Below are 22,746 nucleotides of genomic sequence, written 5' to 3' on the forward strand. Positions count from 1 at the left end.
GGGTTCCCAGCCGGCAATCGCACACGGCGCCCCCGCACCGCTCAACAGGTGCGAGGGCGCCGTCAGTTCCGGCAGGCGGGGGTCAGTGGAAGAAGTGCCGCGTCCCCGTGAGGTACATCGTCACGCCCGCCTTCTTCGCGGCCTCCACGACCAGTTCGTCGCGGACCGAACCGCCGGGCTGGACCACGGCCTTGACGCCGGCCGCGGTGAGGATTTCCAGGCCGTCGGGGAAGGGGAAGAACGCGTCGGAGGCGGCGTAGGAGCCGCGGGCACGCTCCTCGCCGGCCCGCTCGACCGCCAGCTTCGCGGAGTCGACGCGGTTGACCTGGCCCATGCCGACGCCGACCGAGGCGCCGTCCTTGGCGAGCAGGATGGCGTTGGACTTGACGGCGCGGCAGGCCTTCCAGGCGAAGGCCAGTTCGGCGAGTTCCGCAGGGGACAGTGCCTCGCCCGTGGCCAGCGTCCAGTTGGCGGGGTCGTCGCCGTCCGCCTGGAGGCGGTCCGTCACCTGGAGGAGCGCGCCGCCGTCGACCGGCTTCAGCTCGACGGGGTTCGAGGGCGCGCCCGCGGCCTTCAGGACCCGGATGTTCTTCTTCTTGGCGAGGGCTTCGAGGGCCCCCTCCTCGTAGTCCGGCGCGACGATGACCTCGGTGAAGATCTCGGCGACCTGCTCGGCCATCTCCTTCGACACCGGGCGGTTGACGGCGATGACGCCGCCGAACGCCGACAGCGGGTCGCAGGCGTGCGCCTTGCGGTGCGCCTCGGCGACGTCCGAACCGATCGCGATGCCACAGGGGTTGGCGTGCTTGATGATCGCGACGCAGGGCTCTTCGTGGTCGTACGCGGCACGGCGCGCGGCATCCGTGTCGGTGTAGTTGTTGTACGACATCTCCTTGCCGTGCAGCTGCTCGGCCTGCGCGAGTCCGCCCGTGCCGGAGACATAGAGCGCGGCCGGCTGGTGCGGGTTCTCGCCGTAGCGCAGGGTGTGCGCGCGCTCCCAGGTGCCGCCGAGGAAGTCGGGGAACGGGGAGTCGTCGACGGGGGCGTACGAGGACGCGAACCAGCTCGCCACCGCCACGTCGTACGCGGCCGTGTGCTGGAAGGCCTCCGCGGCCAGACGCTTGCGGGTGTTGAGGTCGAAGCCGCCCTCGCGGACCGCGGCCAGGACGTCGGCGTAACGAGCCGGGCTGGTGACGACCGCGACGGAGGGGTGGTTCTTGGCGGCGGCGCGGACCATCGACGGGCCGCCGATGTCGATCTGCTCGACGCACTCGTCCGGGGTGGCGCCGGAGGCGACGGTCTCGCGGAACGGGTAGAGGTTGACGACGACCAGGTCGAACGGCTCGACACCCAGCTCTGCCAGCTGCTCCCGGTGGCTCTCCAGCCGCAGGTCGGCCAGGATGCCCGCGTGCACCCGGGGGTGCAGGGTCTTGACGCGGCCGTCGAGGCACTCGGGGAAGCCGGTCAGCTCCTCGACCTTGGTGACGGGGACGCCCGCGGCGGCGATACGGCCTGCGGTGGACCCGGTGGAGACGAGCTCGACGCCTGCCTCGTGCAGGCCGCGCGCGAGGTCTTCGAGGCCCGTCTTGTCGTAGACGCTGACGAGCGCCCGGCGGATCGGCCGCTTGTTGGTCTCGGCGTTGGCGGTCACTGGATAACTACCTTTCGTCCCTCAATGCGATAGCCGTTGCGGGCGAGCCGCCCCACGACATCGACGAGCAGCCTTCGCTCGACTTCCTTGATGCGCTCGTGCAGAGCGCTCTCGTCGTCCTCGTCCCGGACCTCCACCACGCCCTGAGCGATGATCGGTCCGGTGTCGACGCCGTCGTCGACGAAGTGGACGGTGCATCCGGTGACCTTGGCGCCGTACGCGAGCGCGTCGCGCACACCGTGGGCTCCCGGGAAACTGGGCAGCAGGGCCGGGTGGGTGTTGACGAACCGCCCGCCGAAGCGCGCGAGGAACTCCTTCCCCACGATCTTCATGAACCCGGCGGAGACCACGAGGTCGGGTTCATGGGCGGCGACGGTCTCGGCGAGGGCGGTGTCCCACTCCTCACGCGTGCCGTAGTCCTTCACCTTGCGCACGAAGGTGGGCAGTCCGGCGCGCTCGGCCCGCGCGAGCCCCTCGACGCCCTCGCGGTCCGCGCCGACGGCCACGATCTCGGCGCCGTAGGCCTCGACGCCGGTGGCCGCGATCTCGTCCAGGAGCGCCTGCAGATTGGTGCCGGATCCGGAGACCAGCACGACGAGGCGCTTGACCACGGGCTTGGCGGCCACGATGGGGCCCTTTCTCGGGGGTACGTCGGGTGCGTTCTTCGCGCGGCCGGTTCGCACGCTGGACGAGCACGGGCTTTGTACATTCGTACGAATGCTTCGCGCCCCGGGATACGGGGAAGTCTACGAAGCGGCCGACCGTCAGCAACGATACCGGCACATGCGGCGGCCCCCACGGGACGGGGGCGTGGCCGGAAGGTAGCGTCTGGGAGGAGCCTGCCCGGGAACGCGATCGCCGTGCGGCGCGTTCATGGGGTGAAGCCCTTTGCAGGACCAGCCGTAATCGCCCAGTTCGCTGGGTTCGCCCAGTTCACGAAGTCACCAAGGGGAAGACGCTCTCTTGATGTCGGACCGCAGTCTGCGCCTCCTTACGCTCTCCCCGCTCCCGGCACAGGGAGGGGAGCGGGACGCCGTGCTGCTGCGGGAGCGGCCGTCCTCGCCGCCGGACGCGCCGTCGGAGCGCGGACAGGGCAGCGACCAGGACGGCGACCACCAGGAGGACAACCCGTTCGCCCCGCCGCCGGAGGGCACCCCCGACCGCCCCTGGCAGCCGCGCCGGCCGGCGAACGGCGACGACTCCCAGGGCGACGACAACTCCGACTCCCCGTGGGGCAGCCAGTGGAGCGACCGCCAGCCGGGCCGCTCCTCCGGCGGCTTCGGCGAGCGCCCCGGCGCCCCCGGCCCGGAGGGTCCCGGCGGCAACACCCCCGACCAGGGCATGCGCTGGGACCCGACCGACCCCGCCCAGCGCCGCGCGCGGTACGCCCTGCTGTGCGGCATGTGGGCCTTCTTCTTCGCCCTCTTCAGCTGGCCGTCCGTGGCCCTGCTGCTGGGCGCGCTCGCCCTGTACTGGGGCATCAGCGCGCTGCGCACCAAGCCCCGCGAGAACCCCGGCGCCTCCCCCGCCGAGCAGGGCCGCCCCCAGATGACGGCGGCGGTGACGGGCCTGGTCACCGCCTCCCTGGCCATCACCCTCGTCGCCGCGGCCTTCACGGCCCAACTGGTCTACCGCGACTACTACACCTGCACGAACGACGCCCTCACGAACGAGGCGAAGCAGGCCTGCACGGACCATCTCCCCAAGGAACTACGGGGGTTGCTGGGCACGAACAGCTGACGCGGCGGACGGGGTCGAACAGGGCGTTGGTGAGCCGCCCGGCGGGCGGGGCGGTCACTGTGGGACGGGGGCTGCGGCACGTCGGCGGTCCGCCGTGCGTCCGGCACCTGTGGTTTGGCGGTGGCTTCCTGCCCGCCCGGCGGCTGCTCGTCCGGCGGCTGCTCGTCGGGGGTACGCGCGCGTGCGCCGACTGAAGGATGCCGGCGGGGCACTGCACGTCCGGCGACTGCGGCACGTGGGCGGTACGCGCGCGTCCGCTCATCGCTACAGGTCGCTGGGTGTGTGCGGTGGCTGAGGCACTTCGCTGCAACACCGCGCGTCGGGGCCCGCGACGCGTCGGTCGTCGCTGGGACCTACGACTGCGGCACCTCGGCGGTTCACTCCGTTTCCGGTGGCTGCGACTCGTCGCCGGCCTTTTTGAGCGCTGTCCAACGTGCCTCCCGTGAGGCGTCGTCCTCCCGTGGAGCGAGCGGGGGTTCCGGCAGGGGGTCGGTGGGCAGGAGGTCGAACGCCGTGTCGGCCTGGTCGCGTACGACGCCGTAGAACTCGTCCCCGTCGTACGCCCCGCCACCCTCCGGCACCGCACCAGGAGCCGTCTTCTGGAAGCCGAGCCACGCCACGAAGGCGGCCAAGGCCCCACGCCGGCCCTCGGCTTCGGCCGTCTCCGACCTCGGCGCGGCGACCCGTGTCTCGGCGCGATACGGCTCGGTGATCCTCGGCCCGGTGTTCCTCGGCTCAGTGATCTTCGAGTCGGCGTTGCTCTGCTTGGTGACCTCCCGTCGGCTCACCTCCCGCCCACGCTCCTCCCGTCCGCCACCCCTGCGCCGCCAGCCCCGCACCCCGAGCGCCACCGGTACGGCCACCGCCAGGACCCATGCCAGCACCGCTCCCCCCGTCTCCCACCACACCGGCCCGAACCGCGCCAGCGCCGCGACCCCGAGCCGCCCGCCTGCCAGCGCGGTGAGCACGGCGACGCCCGCCGCACAGAGCACCGTGGCCAGCACGGCCGTACCGGCGGTCCTGCCGCCCGACCAGGCCTCGGCGCCGTCTCCCCCGCCCGCCGCCCCCCGCGATGCGGCGGCCGCGCCCACGAACCACCCCACGACCATCCCGGCCACCACCGGCACCACCCCCGTCGCCCGGTCGGCCCATCCCCCCTGCCCCGACCCCGGCACGGCGGCCAACAGCGGGAACGGCGGGAGCAGCGGTGCCCGTGCCGAGGACAGCGGGGTCACCACATGCCCGACGCTCAGCACGAACCCCGGGCCGAGGGCGTACGAGGCGCCCCACACGGCCGCATTGGGCAGCAGGGTCAGGCACAGCAGCAGTACCGCGAACCGCCCCGACCAGCCCGCCGTGACGTGCAGAAAGGACGCGCGCGTCGCCTCGCCGTGCCACAGCAGCGAGGCGCCCACCAGCAGCGCCCCGCCCCCGACGAGGACCGTCACCCCGGCCGCCGCGGCCCGCGCCGCGACCCCCCACCGTTCACGCGCCCGCGTCCCGAACACCAGCCGACGTACTCCCGCGGGCAGCAGCAACAGCACCCCGTCAACGGGCTCCCGGGGACGGCCGTAGGCGGTCCGGACCCCGACCTCCGCCGCCCCCGCCACGACGAGCGGCACGCAGATCCCCGTCCACATCCACGACGGCCGCAGATCGCCCCCGGATGCGTACAGGGCCGCCGCCGCTGCGACGCCGAGGTAGCCGAGGACGACGCCCGTCCACGCCGTACGGCCCGGAAGCAGCGGCACCGGCCCCTCCGTCCGCTCCCCCTCCACCGCGTCCCGGGCCGCGCGGTGCACCAGCCACACCGGCAGGGCGAGCAGCAGCAACGGCGTCACGCCGACGGGCGCGGGGGCGCCGGAGAGCGTGTTGGTGCGGACCAGTTCCACGCCGTGCGCGAGCAGCCACAGCGCCGCCGCCACGTGCAGCGCGCCCCCGGGCCCGCTGTCGGGGTACGGCGAACTGATCCACAGCATGATCATGAGCATCGCGAACACCCCGAGCCCCAGCCCGGCGGCGACCGCGCCACCCAGAAGGCTGGCGCCCAGTCCGGGCGATCGGTGGCGCAGACGGATGAGCAGGGACGACAACGACATGCGGCGAGCGGTCAGCTGGGTCACGACCGTCATGCTCCCAACGACACGCGCTTTCCCGTCGTAACAGGCGAACCTCCGCTGTGTCGCTCAATATATGTTTATGTACTTTTTCGTACGAAGGGGCGCCCAGTGACGCAGCCTCAGGAACCGGAACAGGCAGCGCCCCTGACACCCGCTCAGGCCTTCGACGCGCTGTACGCGTTCTGCGCCCCGGCCCTCGTACGGCAGACCTACCTGCTCACCGGCCGGCGCGAACTCGCCCGTGAGTCGGTGGAGCGGGCCTTCCAACTCGCCTGGCAGCGCTGGCCGGAGGTGGCCCGCGACCGGAACCCGGGAGGCTGGGTGCGCGCGGCGGCGTACGACTACGCGCTCTCCCCCTGGCACCGCTTCCGCCCCCGCTACCGCCACCCCGAGCCCCCACCGGCGGACGCCCCCGACCGAGCGCTGCTGTCCGCGCTCCTCGATCTCCCGCCGCCGTACCGCCGCACGCTCGTGCTGTACGACGGTGTGGGGCTCGGTCTCCCGGAGACGGCGGCGGAGACGGAGGCCAGCACACCGGCGGCCGCGGGCCGTCTGCTGCACGCCCGCGAGGCCGTCGCCGCGCACGTCCCGGACCTCGTGGACCCGACCGAACTCCACCACCGCCTGGCGAGGCTGGCCTCCACGGAACGGCTGCGCGCGGCCAGGCCGACGCGGGTGCGGGTCGGAGGCGAGCACAGGACGCGCTTGTGGACCCGGGCCGCCATCGCGTGCACGGTCGCCCTGATCGGCACGACGACGTTCACCGTGCAGACGGCTCCGACGCACTACGAGCCACCGGTACCGCCCGGCGTACAGGTGCGGGGGCTTCCGCCCCGGGTGGCGCAGGGGCCGCTGTCGCAGGAGGAGGCCGGCCTGCGCAAGAAGCTGCGGGCGCAGATGGTGCCGGGGCGCGACAGGCTCGTACCGCTGGACCGGTGAGCGGACCGGGGAGGAAAACAGTGGTAGGCAGGCCGATGGGCCCGTCCCCATCCCGGGAACGGGCCCATCGGTCGTGCTTCGTGCTGGATGGGCCTCAGGCGCTGAGGATCTCCCGGGCCAGCTTCGCGGTCTCGGTCGGGGTCTTGCCGACCTTGACGCCCGCGGCCTCGAGAGCCTCCTTCTTCGCCTGCGCCGTACCGGAGGAACCGGAGACGATGGCGCCGGCGTGGCCCATCGTCTTGCCCTCGGGCGCGGTGAAGCCCGCGACGTAGCCGACGACCGGCTTGGTCACGTTCTCCTTGATGAAGGCCGCGGCCCGCTCCTCGGCGTCGCCGCCGATCTCACCGATCATCACGATCAGGTCGGTGTCGGGGTCGTCCTGGAAGGCGGCCAGCGCGTCGATGTGCGTGGTGCCGATGATCGGGTCGCCACCGATGCCGACGGCGGTGGAGAAGCCGATGTCACGCAGCTCGTACATCATCTGGTAGGTCAGCGTGCCGGACTTCGAGACCAGGCCGATGCGGCCCGGCTTGGTGATGTCGCCCGGGATGATGCCGACGTTCGACTGACCCGGGGTGATGATGCCGGGGCAGTTCGGGCCGATGATGCGGGTCTTGTTGCCCTTCTTGCCGGCGTACGCCCAGAAGGCGGCCGTGTCGTGCACGGCGATGCCCTCGGTGATGACGACGGCCAGCGGGATCTCGGCGTCGATCGCCTCGTCCACCGCGGACTTGGTGAACTTCTCCGGGACGAAGATGACCGAGACGTTGGCGCCGGTGGCCTCGATGGCCTCCTTGACGGTGCCGAAGACCGGTACCTCGTTGCCGTCGAAGTCCACGGTGGTGCCCGCCTTGCGCGGGTTCACGCCGCCCACGACGTTGGTGCCGTCGCCCAGCATGAGCTTGGTGTGCTTCATGCCCGTGGCACCGGTCATGCCCTGGACGATGACCTTGCTGTCCTTGTCGAGCCAGATAGCCATGGTGTGTTGTGTCCTCGTCCTGAGTGCTTACTTGGCGGCGTGGGCCAGCTCGGCGGCCTTGTCGGCCGCGCCGTCCATGGTGTCGACGCGCTGCACCAGCGGGTGCGCGGCGTCGGTGAGGATCTGTCGGCCCAGCTCGGCGTTGTTGCCGTCGAGACGGACGACCAGCGGCTTGGTGACGTCCTCGCCGCGCTCCTCGAGGAGCTTCAGGGCCTGCACGATGCCGTTGGCGACCTCGTCGCAGGCGGTGATGCCACCGAAGACGTTGACGAAGACGGACTTGACGTCCGGGTCGCCGAGGATGATCTCCAGGCCGTTCGCCATGACCTGGGCGGAGGCGCCACCGCCGATGTCCAGGAAGTTGGCGGGCTTGACGCCACCGTGCTTCTCACCGGCGTAGGCGACGACGTCCAGGGTGCTCATCACGAGACCGGCGCCGTTGCCGATGATGCCGACCTCGCCGTCGAGCTTGACGTAGTTGAGGTTCTTCTCCTTGGCGGCGGCCTCGAGCGGGTTGGCCGCGGCCTTGTCGTGGAGCTCCTCGAAGTCGGGGTGACGGAACTCGGCGTTGTCGTCGAGCGACACCTTGCCGTCGAGGGCGATCACATCACCGGAGGCGACCTTGGCCAGCGGGTTGACCTCGACCAGGAGGGCGTCTTCCTTGATGAAGGTGTCCCACAGCCTGACCAGGACGTTCGCGACCTTGTCGGCGACCTCGGCCGGGAACTTGGCGGCCGCGACGATCTCGCGGGCCTTGGCCTCGTCCACCCCGTCGATGGGGTTGATCGGGGTCTGCGCGACAGCCTCCGGACGGGTGGCCGCCACCTCCTCGATCTCCATGCCGCCCTCGACGGAGGCGATGGAGAGGAAGGTGCGGTTGGCGCGGTCGAGGAGGAAGGAGACGTAGTACTCCTCGACGATCTCAGGCGCGGTCTCGGCGATCATCACCTTGTGGACCGTGTGGCCCTTGATGTCCATGCCGAGGATGTCCGTCGCACGGGCGACGGCCTCGTCCGCGGAGGCGGCCAGCTTGACGCCACCGGCCTTGCCTCGACCACCGACCTTCACCTGCGCCTTGACGACGGACTTGCCGCCCAGACGCTCGGTGATCTCGCGCGCCGCCTCAGGCGTGTCGATGACTTCACCGGCCAGCACCGGTACATCGTGCTTGGCGAAGAGGTCCCTCGCCTGGTACTCGAACAGGTCCACGCGCTTCCGTCCCTATCAGTGATCTCGCGGTTCGTTGGATGCGTGGGCGTGCCGCGAAGGGCAACGTGACGTCCGCATGGGTCACAGGGGAAGCGCACACGGTGTCCGAGCGCGCGGCATGTCCGTCTCGCAGGTTATCTCCGCTTGCGGGGGTGCCCTAAATCGAGGGTCACACCTGAGCGGTGATACCTGTCACATGATGCCGGAATCACTGGCACGGGGTGCCGAATGTGAGGGCGGAGGGGAGAGCGCGAAGGCCACGGGGGAGGACGCGGGGAAGGGCCTCACCGGGCTGGGGTTGACCCGGTGAGGCCCACTGAACAGCCCCGCGGGGGCACGAATGGGCCACCCCTGGGGGCTGGGGCCGGTGGTTCCCACCCCAATGGGAACCACCCGCCCCGTTCCGCGCGGCCACGACCGGACGGACCGACGGCTTCGGCCGTCCGTGTCCCGCACCTCACGGAGTCAGCGACCCGACGCGCTGCTCACGCGCCGGAGGAGGGCGTCCTACGACGCCGGTGGTGGGCCGGTCGCATGCCGTGGCGTACGACCGTGGTGGACCGCTCATATGCCGTGGCGTCCCGCGACGCCGGCGCTGATGCTTCGGATGCCGGGGGCGGGAGCGCGCCTGTGGCGGCAGTGAGTGACCGGTCGGGTGGTCGAGGGGGGCGTACGGCGCCGAGCCTCACCGCGACATTTCCGGCGCCGGATCCGGTCACGCTCCGGGGAGTGGGACCGGCGGGCCGGGGGGTCGGCGGGCTCCGTCCGGAGGTTTCGGGGATCCGGACCGGCGGGCGGCCTGTACCGCCCCCGCACGGCGGGTCAGCCGCGCGGGAGGGCCGCCCTAGGCGGGGGAAACCGGAACGTCCCGGTGCCTGTCCCGGGTGGCGTCCACGTCGGCGCGGGCCGCGGCGCCGGCCAGAAGCCGCAGCGGCGCCCGCCGGTCGAGCGCGACGGCGTACGCGTCGCCGTGCCGCGAGGTGCCGCCGTCGACGGCGTTACGGCTGCTCAGCTCACCGGTCGGGTCACCGCCGGGAACCTGGTGCACCGGAACGTACCCGGTGACGTCGCTCCGCTGTCCGCCGCCTGGGCCCGAGGCATGCGCCGTACCGGCGCCCAGGCCCGGTTCCGGCCCGTACGTCGTCCCGCGCACCGCCACTCCGGAACGGCCGTCGGCGGAACCCGCGCCCGTCGCCGACCGCCCCGCACCGTCACCCGGCTGCGGAACCGGCGCCGGCAGCGTCTGCTCCGGGCCGGTCGGAAGTCTGGGCACCGAGGGGAGCGGGGGCAGGCCGGGCACTCCGGGCACTCCGGGCAACGACGGTGCGCCGGGCTGGGTCGGGACGACCGGCAGCGCCGGGAGCGCCGGCAACGACGACAGCGGCGGTATCTGCGCGGTCACCTCTCCGAGCGCGTCGGTCACCGCCACGACGAGTCCGCCGACCGGCTGCAGGACGTGCCCGCCTGCACCCTGGACGAGGCCGTCGACGGCGGACCCGAGGATCTGGTCACCGGCGCCTGGGAGGGTGAGGGGAGCGGCCGGGGGCAACGGCGCCGGGCGGCCCGACCGGGCGTCGGGGGTGGCTCCGGTGGGCTGTGGGTCCGGGTTGGGGTTCGGGCTCGACGGCGTCGGGTTGGCCGGGCTCGCGGGCCTCGGGGACGGTGATGAGGGGTGCGTGGGAGCCGTCGGCCCAGGCTTGGCCGGAGTCTCCGGCTGAGGCGGGGCCGGGGATTCGGCCCGGGAGGCCGGGGGTGCGGCCGGGATCACCGGCCGGCCGTCGATGAGCGCGGCCGGCGCCTGGACGATTCGGCCGACCGCCCGCTCCGCCACCGCCCCGACGCCGCCCAGCCGCAGGCCATCCGCCCGCACACCGCCCGCCCGCACGCCATCCTCCGCGGCGAGCGGCCCGGCCGTCCGTACGGACGTCACCGGCGCCCCCTCCGCCGCGTGCGCCTGCTCCCCGCAGAGGAACCCGAGTACGAACAACCCGCCCGCCAGCAGCGCCACTTGCAGCGCACGTCGGACAACCGCCGTGCGCATCACGCGCAGAGCGGTGCCGGGCAGGGCTGCTGGCCAGGTCAAGAGGGGGTCGATCCTCCCGTGCTGCGGAACGGTCTCGGTCGAGAAGGCGTCGATCCTTGCACGCCCCTCCGGAGGTTGCGCAAGCCCTCCGTTACCGATGGGTAGTCATGTCCCTTTTGCTGCTCCGAGTCGGACGACGACTGGTCGACAAATCGTCAGCGAACACCCGGTGCCCGGCCCGCTGTCACCCCGCCTCCGGTATCGGCAGGGGCCGCTTCTCGATCGCGGCCGCCATCACCTCGGGGAAGAGATCGGGCGTGCAGGCGAACGCCGGTGCCCCCAGCGCGGCGAGCGCGGCCGCGTGCTCCCTGTCGTACGCCGGCGCCCCTTCGTCCGACAGCGCGAGCAGCGCCACGAACTGCACCCCGGACGCCTTCATCGCGGCGACCCGCTTGAGCATCTCGTCGCGTATCCCGCCCTCGTACAGGTCGCTGATCAGCACGACCACCGTCTCGGTGGGCCGGGTGATCTGCGACTGGCAGTAGGCGAGCGCCCGGTTGATGTCCGTACCGCCGCCGAGCTGGGTGCCGAACAGGACGTCCACCGGGTCGTCGAGCTGGTCGGTGAGGTCGACGACGGCCGTGTCGAAGACGACGAGCCGTGTGTCGATCGACCGCATGGACGCGAGCACCGCCCCGAACACCGACGCGTAGACCACGGACGCCGCCATCGAGCCGGACTGGTCGATGCAGAGGACGACCTCCTTCTTCACCGACTGCGACGCCCGCCCGTAGCCGATGAGCCGCTCGGGCACGATCGTGCGGTACTCGGGGAGGTAGTGCTTGAGGTTGGCCGCGATGGTGCGGTTCCAGTCGATGTCGTGGTGGCGCGGCCGGTTGATCCGGGCGCTGCGGTCGAGGGCGCCCGTGAGAGTGGCCCTGGTGCGGGTCGCGAGCCGCTTCTCCAGATCCTCGACGACCTTGCGCACGACCGCCCGCGCCGTCTCCTTCGTCGTCTCCGGCATGGCCTTGTTGAGGGACAGCAGCGTGCCGACGAGGTGCACGTCCGCCTCCACCGCCTCCAGCATCTCCGGCTCCAGCAGCAGCGTGGAGAGCCCGAGCCGGTCGATGGCGTCGCGCTGCATCACCTGGACGACGGAGGAAGGGAAGTACGTCCTGATGTCCCCCAGCCACCGCGCCACCGAGGGCGCCGACGCCCCGAGCCCCGCCGAGCGATCCCGCCCCGACTGCCCCTGCCGGTCCCCCTTCCCGTACAGCGCGCTCAACGCCCCGTCCATCGCCGCGTCCTGACCCGCCAGCACACATCCGGTACCGTCGGCCGCCTCGCCCCCGAGCACCAACCGCCAGCGCCGCAACCGCTCCTGCGCCGGGTCCATCGCCTCCACGGTCATCGGCACACCCCCACGCGCGGGCGGTCCCAGAGCGGGACGACCACGACGACAGCGGTCGGTCGGTCGGCCACCCCCACGCCCGCCGCCGGGCCACCTCGTGCGGAAGGCCCGCCGAGCTGCCGCCCCTCTCGGCGCCCGCGCTCGACGGCATCCCTCACCATCACTCCCCCGTCCGTTTGCCTCGGTACGTCGTGCGTCATCCCGCCACCCCCACAAGGCCGTTGTCCACGTCCTGCCGCCCCTCCACGTCCTGCCGCGTCCCGTCCAGCCCCAGCAGCAGCCGCACCACCGGCACCACGGCGTCGGCGCGTTCCGCGTCCAGCTCCGCGGCGAAGCCCGGTATGCCGGAACCGGCCGCCCCCGTGCTCTGCTGCCGCCCGGGTCCTCGGCGGACCAGCTCGCCGAGGGTGCGCCGGACTCCCGGTTCGTACGCGGAGAACGTCCGCCTGAGCAGCGGCAGTACGTCCGTGAAGGCCTCCGCCGGCACCGCGGTCAGCCAGGCGTCGACCAGACCGAGCAGCCGCTCGTCGTGCACGAGCAGCATCCCGCCGCCCGAGCCGCCACCGACGAAGCCCTCGATCCACGCGGCCGCGTCCCCCGGCGCCGTCCCCGGCGACAGTACGAGCCCCATGAGCCGCGCCGCCTCGTCCTGCTCCAACGCCCCCTCGTCCAGCAGCAACCGCACGGCCCGCCCCCGTACGACTCCCGGCACGGTGTCCCGCAGCCCCAGCACCCGCAGCACGGCCCGCCAACGCCCACGCAGACCACGATGCCCACCCGCGTCGTCCACAACGTCCCGCGCGGGTTCCGTGGATGGGTGTGTCAGGTCGGGTACGTCCGCCAGGAGCCCCACCGCCCCGTGCACCGCGTCCACATGCCGGCGCATCTCCTCGGCCCCGTCCTGGTCGAGGGAGGCGCAGGCGGGAGGGAGGCCCACGAATACCCGCTCGGCCAGGCCCGCCGCGACCTCGGCCAGGGCGCGGGTGTCGGTGCCGCGTACGTCGCCGTACCGCAGGGAGCGGACCAGGGCGGGCAGGGCCTGGGCGAGATGGCCGACGTCCGCGTCGAGGGCGGCCCGGTCCGCGAGGACCCGCATCACCACGGGCAGCGCCTGCGGCAGTTCGGCCAGCAGACAGTGCTCGGCAAGCCCGGTGACGTCGGCGAGTCCCTGCGCGGCCAGCGCGTCCGCCTCCGCCTTGGCGGTCGCGGCGCCGAGCACGGTCGTCCCCCACACCCCGGCCTCCGCCACCCGCACCGACAGCTCCGGCTCCCAGCGCAGCCGCCAGGTCTCCCGGAACGTCCCCGTGCTCCCCCGGGAGGCGACCGGCTCGCCCCACCCGATGCCCAGCAGCCGCAGCCGGTGCAGCAGCCTGCTGCGCCCGGCGTCGGTCTCCTTGCGCAGGTCGAGCTCCACCTCCCGCTCCAGCGCCTCGGGTTTGAGCCGCAACCGACGCTGGGTCCGCTCGAGGTCCCGCTGCAACGGCACCGCCGGCGCCGTCCGCGGCACCTCTCCCAGCACGTCCCCGACGACCAGCCGGTCGTGCACCAGCCCCAACGGCACGTCCGAGCCCTCGCACATCACCGCGCGCACGGCGTCGGTCGTCTCACCGAGTCCCGGCAGGGGGCGCCCCCGCATCGCCGCGAGCGTCTCGGCCAGTCGTACCGCCTCGATGACATGCGCGGAGGAAACGAGCCGGTCCTCCTCCCGGAGCAGTCCGGCCACCTTGGTCATCCACCGCTCGACCGGCCGGTCCGGGGCGGCGAACAGATGCCCGTACCAGCCCGGCGACTCGATCCCCGCGCCGTACCCGCTGACCCGGGACAGCCGCCGGTGCGTCCACGGCACCCATGTCATGTCCGCCTTGACCTTCGGCAGGCCCTTCAGCAGCGCCCGGTCGGCCGCGACGGGCGTCCTCTCCCGCAGCGCGGGCACATGCCAGGCTCCGCACACCACGGCCACCCCGTCCCCGAACTCCCGCTCGGCAGCCCGCATCCGGAGCCGCATATGGGCCTCGCGCACGAGGTCCCGGTCCCGCCCGCCGACGCCGTACGTCTCCCGCAGCGCCCCCATCGCCTCTTCGAGCACGGCGAACGGCGCGAACGCGTCCCTCTCGCCCACTCCACGGTGCTCGACGACGTCCTCCCACCACCGCTCGGGGTCGTCATATCCGGCAGCGTCCGCGAGCACGGCCAACGGGTCGATCCGCACGTCGACTTCGGAGGCGGCATCGGGGCCGTTTCCCGGGAGGTCCACAGGTCCCGTTCCCGGGACGTCCGCAGCTCCCGCCTCCGCGGAGTCGCCGCCCTGGACGACCTCGACCCCCTCCGCTCCCTCTCCTTCGGCCCCGTCGGCTTTCCGCTCCGTCGGCCCCTCGGTCCCGTCCTGCCCCCACGCCAGCGTGTGGGTCGCCGGCAGGTCGATGAAGCGGGCCGGGACCTCGTGGGCCAGGGCCCAGCGGATCGCCACCCACTCCGGGGAGAACTCGGCGAGCGGCCAGAAGGCCGAGCGGCCGGGCTCGTCCACGGCGTGGGCGAGGAGCGCGACCGGCGGCCGCATGTCCTCCTCGGCGGCCAGCGGGATGAGGGCGTCGGCCTCGGGCGGCCCCTCGATCAGCACGACGTCCGGCCGGGCCGCGTCCAGCGCCGCGCGCACCGCCCGCGCCGATCCAGGCCCGTGATGCCGCACCCCGAGCAGCAACGGCCGGCCGCCCCCCTGACTCGTCACGCGCTCACCTCCCGGCAGGCCCGGTAGAAGTCCGTCCAGCCGTCACGCTCGCGGACGACCGCCTCCAGGTACTCCTGCCAGATCACCCGGTCGGCCGCGGGGTCGCGGACGACGGCGCCGAGGATGCCCGCGGCGACGTCACCGGCCCGCAGCACGCCGTCCCCGAAGTGGGCGGCCAGGGCCAGCCCGTTGGTGACGACGGAGATCGCCTCGGCCGTCGACAGCGTGCCGCTCGGCGACTTGAGCTTCGTCCGCCCGTCGGCGGTGACCCCATCGCGCAGTTCGCGGAAGACCGTCACGACCCGGCGGATCTCGTCGACGCCGTCGGGCACGGCGGGCAGCTCCAGGGAGCGGCCGATCTGGTCGACGCGCCGGGAGACGATGTCGACCTCGGCCTCGACGCTCTCCGGCAGCGGCAGCACCACCGTGTTGAAGCGGCGGCGCAGGGCGCTGGAGAGGTCGTTGACCCCGCGGTCGCGGTCGTTGGCGGTGGCGATCAGGTTGAAGCCGCGGACCGCCTGGACCTCCTGCCCCAGCTCCGGTATCGGCAGCGTCTTCTCGGACAGGATCGTGATCAGCGTGTCCTGGACGTCCGCCGGGATACGGGTCAGCTCCTCCACCCGCGCGGTCATCCCCTCCGCCATGGCCCGCATGACGGGGCTCGGCACCAGGGCGTCCCGGCTCGGGCCGTGGGCGAGCAGCTGCGCGTAGTTCCAGCCGTACCGGATCGCCTCCTCCGGCGTACCCGCGGTGCCCTGCACGAGCAGGGTGGAGTCGCCGCTGACCGCCGCGGCCAGGTGCTCGGACACCCAGGTCTTGGCGGTGCCGGGCACACCCAGCAGGAGCAGGGCGCGGTCGGTGGCGAGGGTGGTGACGGCGACCTCGACGATGCGGCGCGGGCCCACGTACTTCGGTGTGATCAGCGTGCCGTCCGGCAGGGTGCCGCCGAGCAGATACGTGGCCACCGCCCACGGCGACAGCTTCCAGCGGGCCGGGCGCGGCCGGTCGTCCTGCGCCGCCAGCGCGGCGAGTTCACCGGCGAAGGCGTCCTCGGCGTGCGGCCGCAACGCCTCGGCCGGTTCCTCCACCTGTACTTCGGCTGCTTCGACGGTCGTCGATTCCACGGACACAGACATGGCTGAGGCCCCCTCCAGCTCGGCCGGTTCGGATCTGTCACCCACCGTGCACCACGCCACTGACAATGCGATGTGACCTGTGCAAACGCCCTCGGAGGGCCGATTGTCAGTGGCGGGATCTACCGTCGGGGACATGACTCAGCAGGGGGTGCGCTGGAGCGCGGAGCAGGTGCTGGCACTGGCGCCTGACGCCGCGTCACGCAAAGCGGGAAGCAAACTCGGCGCGGCGGGGCCGTGGTCCGAGGCGGGGAGCTGTGACGAGGGGACGGTGTGGGGGCTGTGCAAGGGCAGTGGCAGCAAGCCGTATCAGACGGTCGTCGACATCGCGGACGCGACGGGGCCCGCGTACAAGTGCAGTTGTCCGAGCCGCAAGTTCCCGTGCAAGCACGCGCTCGGGCTGCTGCTGCTCTGGGCGGGCGAGGACGCCGCGGTACCGACGGGCAGTCCGCCGGACTGGGCGGCGCAGTGGATGGAGGGGAGAAGGAAGCGGACGGAGGAGAAGCGGGCGGCGGACGTCTCCGGTGCCGCTTCGGCCTCCGCTGATCCGGAGGCGGCCCGGCGCCGGGCGGAGCGGCGGGCCGAGCGGGTCACCGCGGGCGCGACCGAGTTGGAGCAGCGCCTGGCGGACCTGCTGCGCGGCGGCCTGGCCGGCGCGGAAGGGGCGGGATACGGGCTGTGGGAGGAGACGGCGGCCCGCATGGTCGACGCCCAGGCGCCCGGACTGGCGGCGCGGGTGCGCGAGTTGGGGGCGATCCCGGGGTCCGGACCGGGCTGGCCCGTGCGTCTGCTGGAGGAGTGCGCGCTGCTGCACCTCCTCGACCAGGGCTGGCTGCGGCGCGAGCAGTTGCCGGACGGTCTGGCGGCGACGGTCCGCTCCCGCATCGGCCTGCCCGGCACGGCGGACGGCCCGCCGCTGCGGGATCACTGGCTGGTCCTGGCCCAGTACGACACGGCGGACGCCCGTCTGACGACCCGCCGCATCTGGCTCCACGGCGCCGACTCGCGGCGCACGGCGCTGATCCTGTCCTACGGAGCGGCGGGCCGCGCTCCCGAACTGGCGCTGCCGGTGGGCCTGGCCCTGGACGCGGAGGTGTCCGCGTATCCGGGCGGCGGCCGTCAGCGCGCCTCCCTGGGCGAGCAGTTCGCTCCCCCGGCGCCGACACCGGTACGGCCGCCGGGCATGACGACGGCCGAGGCCGCCGCCCACTACGGCACGGCCCTGTGCGGCGACCCATGGCTGGACTCCGTCCCCGTCACGCTGGACCGCGTCATACCGACCCCGGCCGGCGACTCCTGGCAGCTCGCGGACGCCGACGGCGACACGGCACTGCCCCTGACCCCGAGCGCCCGGTCCCGGCCCGGCCTCTGGCGTCTGGTCGCGCTGTCGGGGGGCGCCCCCGTCAAGGTCTTCGGCGAGTGCGGTCACCGGGGCTTCACACCGCTGACGGCCTGGCCGGAGGGCGAGGGCGAGGCGGTCCGGCTGTGCTGAGCGGCGGCCACGACCGCCGTCCGCGGCACGCCCGGGTGGCGTCCGCGGAGAATCCCGCCGACCGCTTCATCACCTCTTCCATGGATACATCCCGTCCCACGGGACACCCGCAACCGACTGAGCCTTCAACCACTCCCGGGCACGCCAGGGAAAGGAACCGCATGAACAGGACGTCCACACCTGTGGATGCGCCCGCTCCGGGCGTCTGGGAGGAACTCGTCACGGCCGCCCTGCTCGGGACGGAGCGCCGTACACCGCCCGGCGGCACCGCGGGCCGCGAGGCACCGGTCGCCCTGCTGGACGCGGCCGCCCTGGAGACCGTACGACGGCGGGCCGGCCTGCGCCCCGCCCCGGCGGCCGAGCGTCCCGTGCCCGCCCCCGACGACCCTCGCCCCCCGTTGCCGCCCGCGGCGGCCCGCAGACTCGCGCTGCTCCTGGCCGACCGCCCCGGCACCGCTACCGGTGGCCGCAGGGGCACCGCGCCGGACCTCATGGAGCTGCTTCCGCAGTGGCTGGCGGCGGCGAACGCGCGCGGTTTCGCCCCGCCCCCGCAGGTGCTGCCCGCCCTTCTGGACGCGGCCCGCGGCCGTACGGACCTGCGTCCGGCGGCGCTGACGTTCGCGGGGCCACGCGCGACCTGGCTGGCCCGGCTCAACCCGGACTGGCGCTTCGCGCTGCGCGCGACCCCGGGCGGCGGTGCGGCGCTGCCCCGTCCCCAGGACGAGGAGCAGACGCGCAGGCTGTGGCAGGAGGGGCTGTTCGCCGAGCGGGTCGCCCTCCTCGGTGCCCTGCGCTCGCGCGAGCCCGCCGCCGCCCGCGAACTGCTGTCGACGACCTGGTCGACGGAGCGGGCCGAGGACCGGCTGATGTTCCTCGACTCGCTGCGCACGCGGCTGGGCCCCGAGGACGAGCCGTTCCTGGAGCAGGCGCTGGCGGATCGCAGCCGTAACGTGCGCGCGACGGCGGCCGAGCTGCTCTCCGCGCTGCCGGACTCGGCGCTCGCCGAGCGGATGGCGGTGCGAGCCTGCGCGTGCGTGGCCGTGGACCGCACACGCGAGACACCCACGATCACCGTCGAGGCCCCGCACGAGTGCGACGCGAGCATGGAGCGTGACGGTGTCGTGCCGAAGGCACCGGCGGGACGGGGTGAACGGTCGTGGTGGTTCGGCCAGTTGGTGGAGGCGGCACCGCTGCGGACGTGGTCCGCGCGGCTCGGCGGCCGGACGCCCCGCGAGATCGTGGCCCTGCCGGTCGCGGACGACTGGCAGAGCGAACTGCACGGGGCGTGGTGCCGGGCGGCCGTACGGCAGGGGGACGCGGAGTGGGCGCGGGCGCTGCTGGGCGCCCCCTCGGCCCCGGAGGCCGGCGGACCGGGGGCGGTGTCCCTGGCCGAGCGCGCCAAGCTGCTCGGCACGCTGGACGCCGCCGAACGGGCCGGCTGGGTTGCCGGGTTCATCGCGGCGCACGGGCTGTCGGAGGCGTTCCAGCTGCTCGGGGTGTGCGCGGTGCCCTGGGCCGAGCCGCTCGGCCGGGCGGTGGTCGACGCCCTCAACATCGCTCGGGACGCAGGGAGTTACCCATGGAGCTTCAGCGGAGTGATGGGCCTGGCCGAACGCTGCCTCGACCCGTCGGAGGCGAGCAGGCTCGACGGCCTGCTGGCGGTACCGGACGAGCACGAGGACGCGTCGCCGGGAGCGGGCGGGTACTGGGCGGAGGCGTTCCAGCGCCTGGTCACGACGTTGCGCCTGCGTGCGGCGATGGCTCAGGAGCTGGGGGCGGGGGCGGCCTAGGGATTCCCGCGACCGGCCGGGCGTCAGAGGGCGAGGTCCTTCGGGCCGGCGAGGGGTCTGGGGGCAGGGCCCCCAGGTCCGCGCGCTCCCACGCACCGGTACCGCACCGGGGCTCAGGCTCCGGCCGGCTGCCTGACGTTGGCCCGGACCCAGTCCACGATCGACTGCGTCGTCGCCCCGGGCGTGAAGATCTCCGCGACGCCCTTCTCCTTCAGCGGGGCGATGTCCGCCTCGGGGATGATCCCGCCGCCGAAGACCAGGATGTCCTCCGCGTCCCGCTCCTTGAGCAGGTCGATCACGGCGGCGAAGAGCGTGTTGTGCGCACCGGAGAGGATGGACAGCCCGATCGCGTCGGCGTCCTCCTGGATCGCGGTGTCGACAATCTGTTCGGGCGTCTGGTGGAGCCCGGTGTAGATGACCTCCATACCGGCGTCGCGCAGCGCCCGCGCGATCACCTTGGCCCCTCGATCGTGGCCGTCGAGCCCCGGCTTGGCCACCACCACGCGGATCGGACCGGCTGCCACACCCATCACTGCCTCCATGAAGCGACTGCATTCATTCCTACCGACGAGTACAGGGGTACCCGAATCGGCCCGGAAAGTGAACGAACGTTATCGACAGCATCCCGCAACCGGCAGTTTCGCGGTGCGGACCGAGGGGGAAATCACACGGTGGGACACGTTCACCGCGCACCGTTCCGGCGGGAACAGGCGCAACGGGAGCCGCAACGAGGTCGCCGCACCACCGCGCCGCAGGCCGCGCGTCGTGGCGGTGAGGCGTTTCGGCGTCGGCTGGAAGGGCACGCGGGGCGCAGCAGCGACCCCACGCATCCCTCAGTCGCGCCGTCGACCGTCTTCGTCGAGGCTATCCACGAGGGCACACGGGGGACACAGGCGTCCTCCAGTGTGCCGACAGGAGGTCGGCCATGACGGTCACCAAGGCGGTGCAGCCCTTTCTCCCGTTCTGCCAGCGACTGCTCCCGAGCAGGCTGGCGGGGCTCTCCCTGGCCCTGCTGAAGGCCACCGCCCTGGAACTCGCGATCCTCGCGGGCCACCTCCTGCTCTATCCCTCCGGCATCACCCCGGAACGCCGGACACCGGCCGCGCTTCCCTCCCCCGACGGCACGGCCAAGCTGCCGACCGAGGCGAAGCCCCCGGTCGTCCTGCTGCACGGCTTCATCGACAACCGCTCGGTGTTCCTGCTGCTGCGGCGCAGCCTCATCCAGCACGGCCGGCAGCAGATCGAGTCGCTGAACTACTCGCCGCTGACCTGCGACATACGCACCGCGGCGGAGCTGCTGGGCCGCCACATAGAGGAGATCTGCGAGCGCACCGGCAGCAGCCAGGTCGACGTCGTGGGGCACAGCCTCGGCGGGCTGATCGCGCGGTACTACGTGCAGCGGCTCGGCGGGGACCTGCGTGTGCGCACCCTCGTCACGCTCGGCACCCCGCATTCCGGCACCCGGGTGGCGCCGCTGGCCAACGCGCACCCGATCGTGCGCCAGATGCGCCCCGGCTCGGAGCTGCTCGAGGAGCTCAGCCGGCCCGCGCCCGGGTGCCGTACGCACTTCGTGAGCTTCTGGAGCGACCTCGACCATCTGATGGACCCGCTGGAGAGCGCCTGCATCGACCATCCCGACCTGCTCGTGGAGAACGTACGGGTGAGCGGGATCGGCCATCTGGCGCTGCCCGTGCACCCCGCCGTCGCGACGGGGATACGCCAGGCCCTCGACGCCGCGGGGTCCGGCGCCGCGGCCGCTGCCTCCACCGGCGGTCTGACGGTGGCGTGAGACCCCCGAACAGCCGATCCACGGCCGCCGGAAAACCGTTTCACACCGACCGGGCATCGAACACTCTTCGAACACAAGGCCAAACCCGCGCCCGCACTCCCCCGAAAGACGGCCGAATGCCCGTTTCCTGCGCGCCCGAAACCAGTTGAAGATTGTCGCGCCCGCATACCGCCGGGTACAGTCACCGCACTGCTCTGGCAGCCCCTGTTGTCGAGGCGAAAGAGAAGTTGGTGAACGACCGTCACCCGTCGGGGACCATGACCACCCCGGCTCCGGCTTCCGACGCCGCCGCGGCGCACTACGCGTCGTACGGCACCGAGGAGGCCCAGTACGGCGACTTCACCACGTACGGCGGCTACGACGCCAACGGCTTTCAGACCGGCGCGCACACCACCACGACCTTCGCCGCCGACCCCCTCTTCGGCAGCCTCCCCGACGACGCCACCGGCCCCTACGACAGCACCCAGTGGGCGACGGGCCACCACCAGACCTCGCACTACGACGCCTACGCGGCCCAGCACCACGCCGCCTATGACACCGGCGTGTACGACACGGCCGCCTGGACCGGCGAGCACCAGCATCTCTCGGTGATCCCGCCACAGGCCACCGGCCACGATGTCTCCGGGCAGTGGGACGCGAGCGCCTGGCTCCAGCCCGACCAGTCCGGTGGCGCGGCCGACCAGACCCAGCACTGGGAATGGGGCACGCGGACCTTCGACACGGGCGCGTACGACGCGACGCAGTGGAACTCCGACGCCCCGGTCGATCAAGGCGAACCGTTCGACCAGCAGGCGACCGCCCTCTTCGAACAGGTCGAGGACGGCTCCTACGAGGAACCCGCCGAGGACGAGGGCGAGTTGACCGCCACGGGTGAGCTGCCCGCGGTGACGCCCCTGCTCGACGACCAGGAAGAGGTCACCCCCGCACCGGCCTCACGCGCCGCCGCCCGCAACGCGGCGCGCTCCCGCCGCCGTACGCCCGCCAGGCGCTCCGCGCTGCTGACCATCGCCGTGCCCTCGGCGTGTGTGATGGGGGTCGCGGGGATCGCCGCCGCGTCGGTCGGCACCTTCTCCAGCGACGACACCTCGGCCACCGCCTCCGACGCGCAGGCCGTGAAGCCGGCCGTCGCCAACAACAAGCTGGACGCGCAGCTGCGGACTCTGTCCGCGGGCGCCGACGACTTCGCCGACCGGGCCAGCCGGACGCAGGAGCGCATCGACCTCAAGGCGCAGCAGGAGGCCGAGAAGAAGAAGGCGGCCGCGGAGGCGGCCCGCAAGGAGCGGCTGCGCCCCAAGTACGTCCTGCCGGTCACCCAGAAGGGGCTCAGCGCCTACTTCGGCCAGGCCGGCGTCAACTGGATGTCGGTGCACACCGGCATCGACTTCCCCGTCTCCTACGGCACCACGGTGATGGCCGCGACCGACGGCACCGTGCGCACGCAGTGGAACAGCGCCTACGGCAACATGTTGATCGTGACCGCGAAGGACGGCACGGAGACGTGGTACTGCCACCTCTCCAGCTACCGCGTCGCCTCCGGTACGACGGTGAAGGCCGGCCAGCCGATCGCGTACTCCGGGAACTCGGGCAACTCGACCGGCCCGCACCTGCACTTCGAGGTGCGCCCGGGCGGCGGAGCGCCGATAGACCCCCTGCCGTGGCTGCGCAGCCACGGACTGAACCCGACGTAGACAGCCCAACTCTGCGGTGAGCCCCCGCCCTTGGGGTGAACTCAAGGGGCGGAGGCT

Annotated in this window: 16 protein-coding genes; 6 read left to right on the plus strand and 10 right to left on the minus strand. The window is 72.9% G+C overall.

Features of this window, described 5'->3' with window-relative positions; genetic code table 11:
• Positions 1–82: 82 nt before the first annotated feature.
• Together purH and purN are read right to left on the minus strand one after the other, a co-directional pair.
• A complete protein-coding gene (gene purH / locus ABZ453_RS18685) occupies positions 83–1,651 on the minus strand; it encodes a bifunctional phosphoribosylaminoimidazolecarboxamide formyltransferase/IMP cyclohydrolase (protein WP_359016040.1) in 1,569 nt (522 codons plus the stop codon).
• Positions 1,648–2,277, minus strand: coding sequence for a phosphoribosylglycinamide formyltransferase (purN, locus tag ABZ453_RS18690; protein ID WP_359016041.1), 630 nt, complete (start codon positions 2,275–2,277; stop codon positions 1,648–1,650). Before purN ends, purH begins: the two co-directional genes overlap by 4 nt.
• 340 nt (positions 2,278–2,617) lie before the next feature.
• Here purN and ABZ453_RS18695 point away from each other — a divergent pair, with 340 nt between their 5' ends.
• Positions 2,618–3,391, plus strand: coding sequence for a hypothetical protein (locus ABZ453_RS18695; protein ID WP_359016042.1), 774 nt, complete (start codon positions 2,618–2,620; stop codon positions 3,389–3,391).
• A gap of 377 nt (positions 3,392–3,768) precedes the next feature.
• On the opposite strand, the gene ABZ453_RS18700 is transcribed toward ABZ453_RS18695, so the two are convergent.
• Positions 3,769–5,523: a DUF6350 family protein gene (locus ABZ453_RS18700; RefSeq protein ID WP_359016043.1), complete on the minus strand. Its 1,755-nt coding sequence runs from the start codon at positions 5,521–5,523 to the stop codon at positions 3,769–3,771.
• Between ABZ453_RS18700 and ABZ453_RS18705 the strand changes: the two genes are divergently transcribed.
• Positions 5,506–6,450: an RNA polymerase subunit sigma-70 gene (locus ABZ453_RS18705; protein ID WP_359016108.1), complete on the plus strand. Its 945-nt coding sequence runs from the start codon at positions 5,506–5,508 to the stop codon at positions 6,448–6,450. The genes ABZ453_RS18700 and ABZ453_RS18705 overlap by 18 nt on opposite strands.
• Positions 6,451–6,544: 94 nt before the next feature.
• Here the strand turns inward: ABZ453_RS18705 and sucD are convergent, their stop codons facing one another.
• From sucD to ABZ453_RS18735, 6 genes are all read right to left on the minus strand, one after another.
• Positions 6,545–7,429 (minus strand): succinate--CoA ligase subunit alpha, encoded by an 885-nt coding sequence (gene sucD / locus ABZ453_RS18710; RefSeq protein WP_359016044.1) that lies wholly within the window; start codon positions 7,427–7,429, stop codon positions 6,545–6,547.
• A 27-nt stretch (positions 7,430–7,456) separates the two neighbouring features.
• Positions 7,457–8,638, minus strand: coding sequence for an ADP-forming succinate--CoA ligase subunit beta (sucC, locus tag ABZ453_RS18715; protein WP_240863542.1), 1,182 nt, complete (start codon positions 8,636–8,638; stop codon positions 7,457–7,459).
• Positions 8,639–9,482: 844 nt separating this feature from the next.
• The gene (locus tag ABZ453_RS18720; protein WP_359016045.1) at positions 9,483–10,721 is read right to left on the minus strand and encodes a hypothetical protein; all 1,239 of its coding nucleotides are present in this window, start codon (positions 10,719–10,721) and stop codon (positions 9,483–9,485) included.
• A gap of 184 nt (positions 10,722–10,905) precedes the next feature.
• The gene (locus ABZ453_RS18725; RefSeq protein ID WP_359016046.1) at positions 10,906–12,072 is read right to left on the minus strand and encodes a VWA domain-containing protein; all 1,167 of its coding nucleotides are present in this window, start codon (positions 12,070–12,072) and stop codon (positions 10,906–10,908) included.
• Between the two features lie 196 nt (positions 12,073–12,268).
• Positions 12,269–14,797 (minus strand): DUF5682 family protein, encoded by a 2,529-nt coding sequence (locus tag ABZ453_RS18730; protein ID WP_359016047.1) that lies wholly within the window; start codon positions 14,795–14,797, stop codon positions 12,269–12,271.
• A complete protein-coding gene (locus ABZ453_RS18735) occupies positions 14,794–15,933 on the minus strand; it encodes an AAA family ATPase (protein WP_359016048.1) in 1,140 nt (379 codons plus the stop codon). Before ABZ453_RS18735 ends, ABZ453_RS18730 begins: the two co-directional genes overlap by 4 nt.
• A gap of 133 nt (positions 15,934–16,066) precedes the next feature.
• Between ABZ453_RS18735 and ABZ453_RS18740 the strand changes: the two genes are divergently transcribed.
• Together ABZ453_RS18740 and ABZ453_RS18745 are read left to right on the plus strand one after the other, a co-directional pair.
• Positions 16,067–17,422, plus strand: a complete 1,356-nt coding sequence (locus ABZ453_RS18740; protein WP_359016049.1) for an SWIM zinc finger family protein — start codon at positions 16,067–16,069, stop codon at positions 17,420–17,422.
• Positions 17,423–17,583: 161 nt separating this feature from the next.
• Positions 17,584–19,212 carry a DUF5691 domain-containing protein gene (locus ABZ453_RS18745; RefSeq protein WP_359016050.1) on the plus strand — a complete coding sequence of 543 codons (1,629 nt, stop codon included), beginning with the start codon at positions 17,584–17,586 and terminating at the stop codon, positions 19,210–19,212.
• Positions 19,213–19,325: 113 nt separating this feature from the next.
• Here the strand turns inward: ABZ453_RS18745 and ABZ453_RS18750 are convergent, their stop codons facing one another.
• Positions 19,326–19,742 carry a cobalamin B12-binding domain-containing protein gene (locus ABZ453_RS18750; RefSeq protein WP_095753645.1) on the minus strand — a complete coding sequence of 139 codons (417 nt, stop codon included), beginning with the start codon at positions 19,740–19,742 and terminating at the stop codon, positions 19,326–19,328.
• Positions 19,743–20,137: 395 nt separating this feature from the next.
• Here ABZ453_RS18750 and ABZ453_RS18755 point away from each other — a divergent pair, with 395 nt between their 5' ends.
• Positions 20,138–21,001 carry an alpha/beta fold hydrolase gene (locus ABZ453_RS18755; RefSeq protein WP_359016051.1) on the plus strand — a complete coding sequence of 288 codons (864 nt, stop codon included), beginning with the start codon at positions 20,138–20,140 and terminating at the stop codon, positions 20,999–21,001.
• Positions 21,002–21,231: 230 nt separating this feature from the next.
• A complete protein-coding gene (locus ABZ453_RS18760) occupies positions 21,232–22,689 on the plus strand; it encodes a M23 family metallopeptidase (RefSeq protein WP_359016052.1) in 1,458 nt (485 codons plus the stop codon).
• Positions 22,690–22,746: the final 57 nt, after the last annotated feature.

It is taken from the genome of Streptomyces sp. NPDC005799 (assembly GCF_040630525.1).
GTDB lineage: Bacteria > Actinomycetota > Actinomycetes > Streptomycetales > Streptomycetaceae > Streptomyces > Streptomyces griseorubiginosus_B.

What these genes read in the sequence shown, in the direction of transcription:
- ABZ453_RS18695 (WP_359016042.1), top strand. Translation starts at nt 2,618, where the DNA reads ATGTCGGACCGCAGTCTGCGCCTCCTTACGCTCTCCCCGCTCCCGGCA.
- ABZ453_RS18700 (WP_359016043.1), bottom strand. Translation starts at nt 5,523, where the DNA reads ATGACGGTCGTGACCCAGCTGACCGCTCGCCGCATGTCGTTGTCGTCC.
- sucD (WP_359016044.1), bottom strand. Translation starts at nt 7,429, where the DNA reads ATGGCTATCTGGCTCGACAAGGACAGCAAGGTCATCGTCCAGGGCATG.
- ABZ453_RS18725 (WP_359016046.1), bottom strand. Translation starts at nt 12,072, where the DNA reads ATGACCGTGGAGGCGATGGACCCGGCGCAGGAGCGGTTGCGGCGCTGG.
- ABZ453_RS18735 (WP_359016048.1), bottom strand. Translation starts at nt 15,933, where the DNA reads ATGTCTGTGTCCGTGGAATCGACGACCGTCGAAGCAGCCGAAGTACAG.
- ABZ453_RS18740 (WP_359016049.1), top strand. Translation starts at nt 16,067, where the DNA reads ATGACTCAGCAGGGGGTGCGCTGGAGCGCGGAGCAGGTGCTGGCACTG.
- ABZ453_RS18745 (WP_359016050.1), top strand. Translation starts at nt 17,584, where the DNA reads ATGAACAGGACGTCCACACCTGTGGATGCGCCCGCTCCGGGCGTCTGG.
- ABZ453_RS18750 (WP_095753645.1), bottom strand. Translation starts at nt 19,742, where the DNA reads ATGGGTGTGGCAGCCGGTCCGATCCGCGTGGTGGTGGCCAAGCCGGGG.
- ABZ453_RS18755 (WP_359016051.1), top strand. Translation starts at nt 20,138, where the DNA reads ATGACGGTCACCAAGGCGGTGCAGCCCTTTCTCCCGTTCTGCCAGCGA.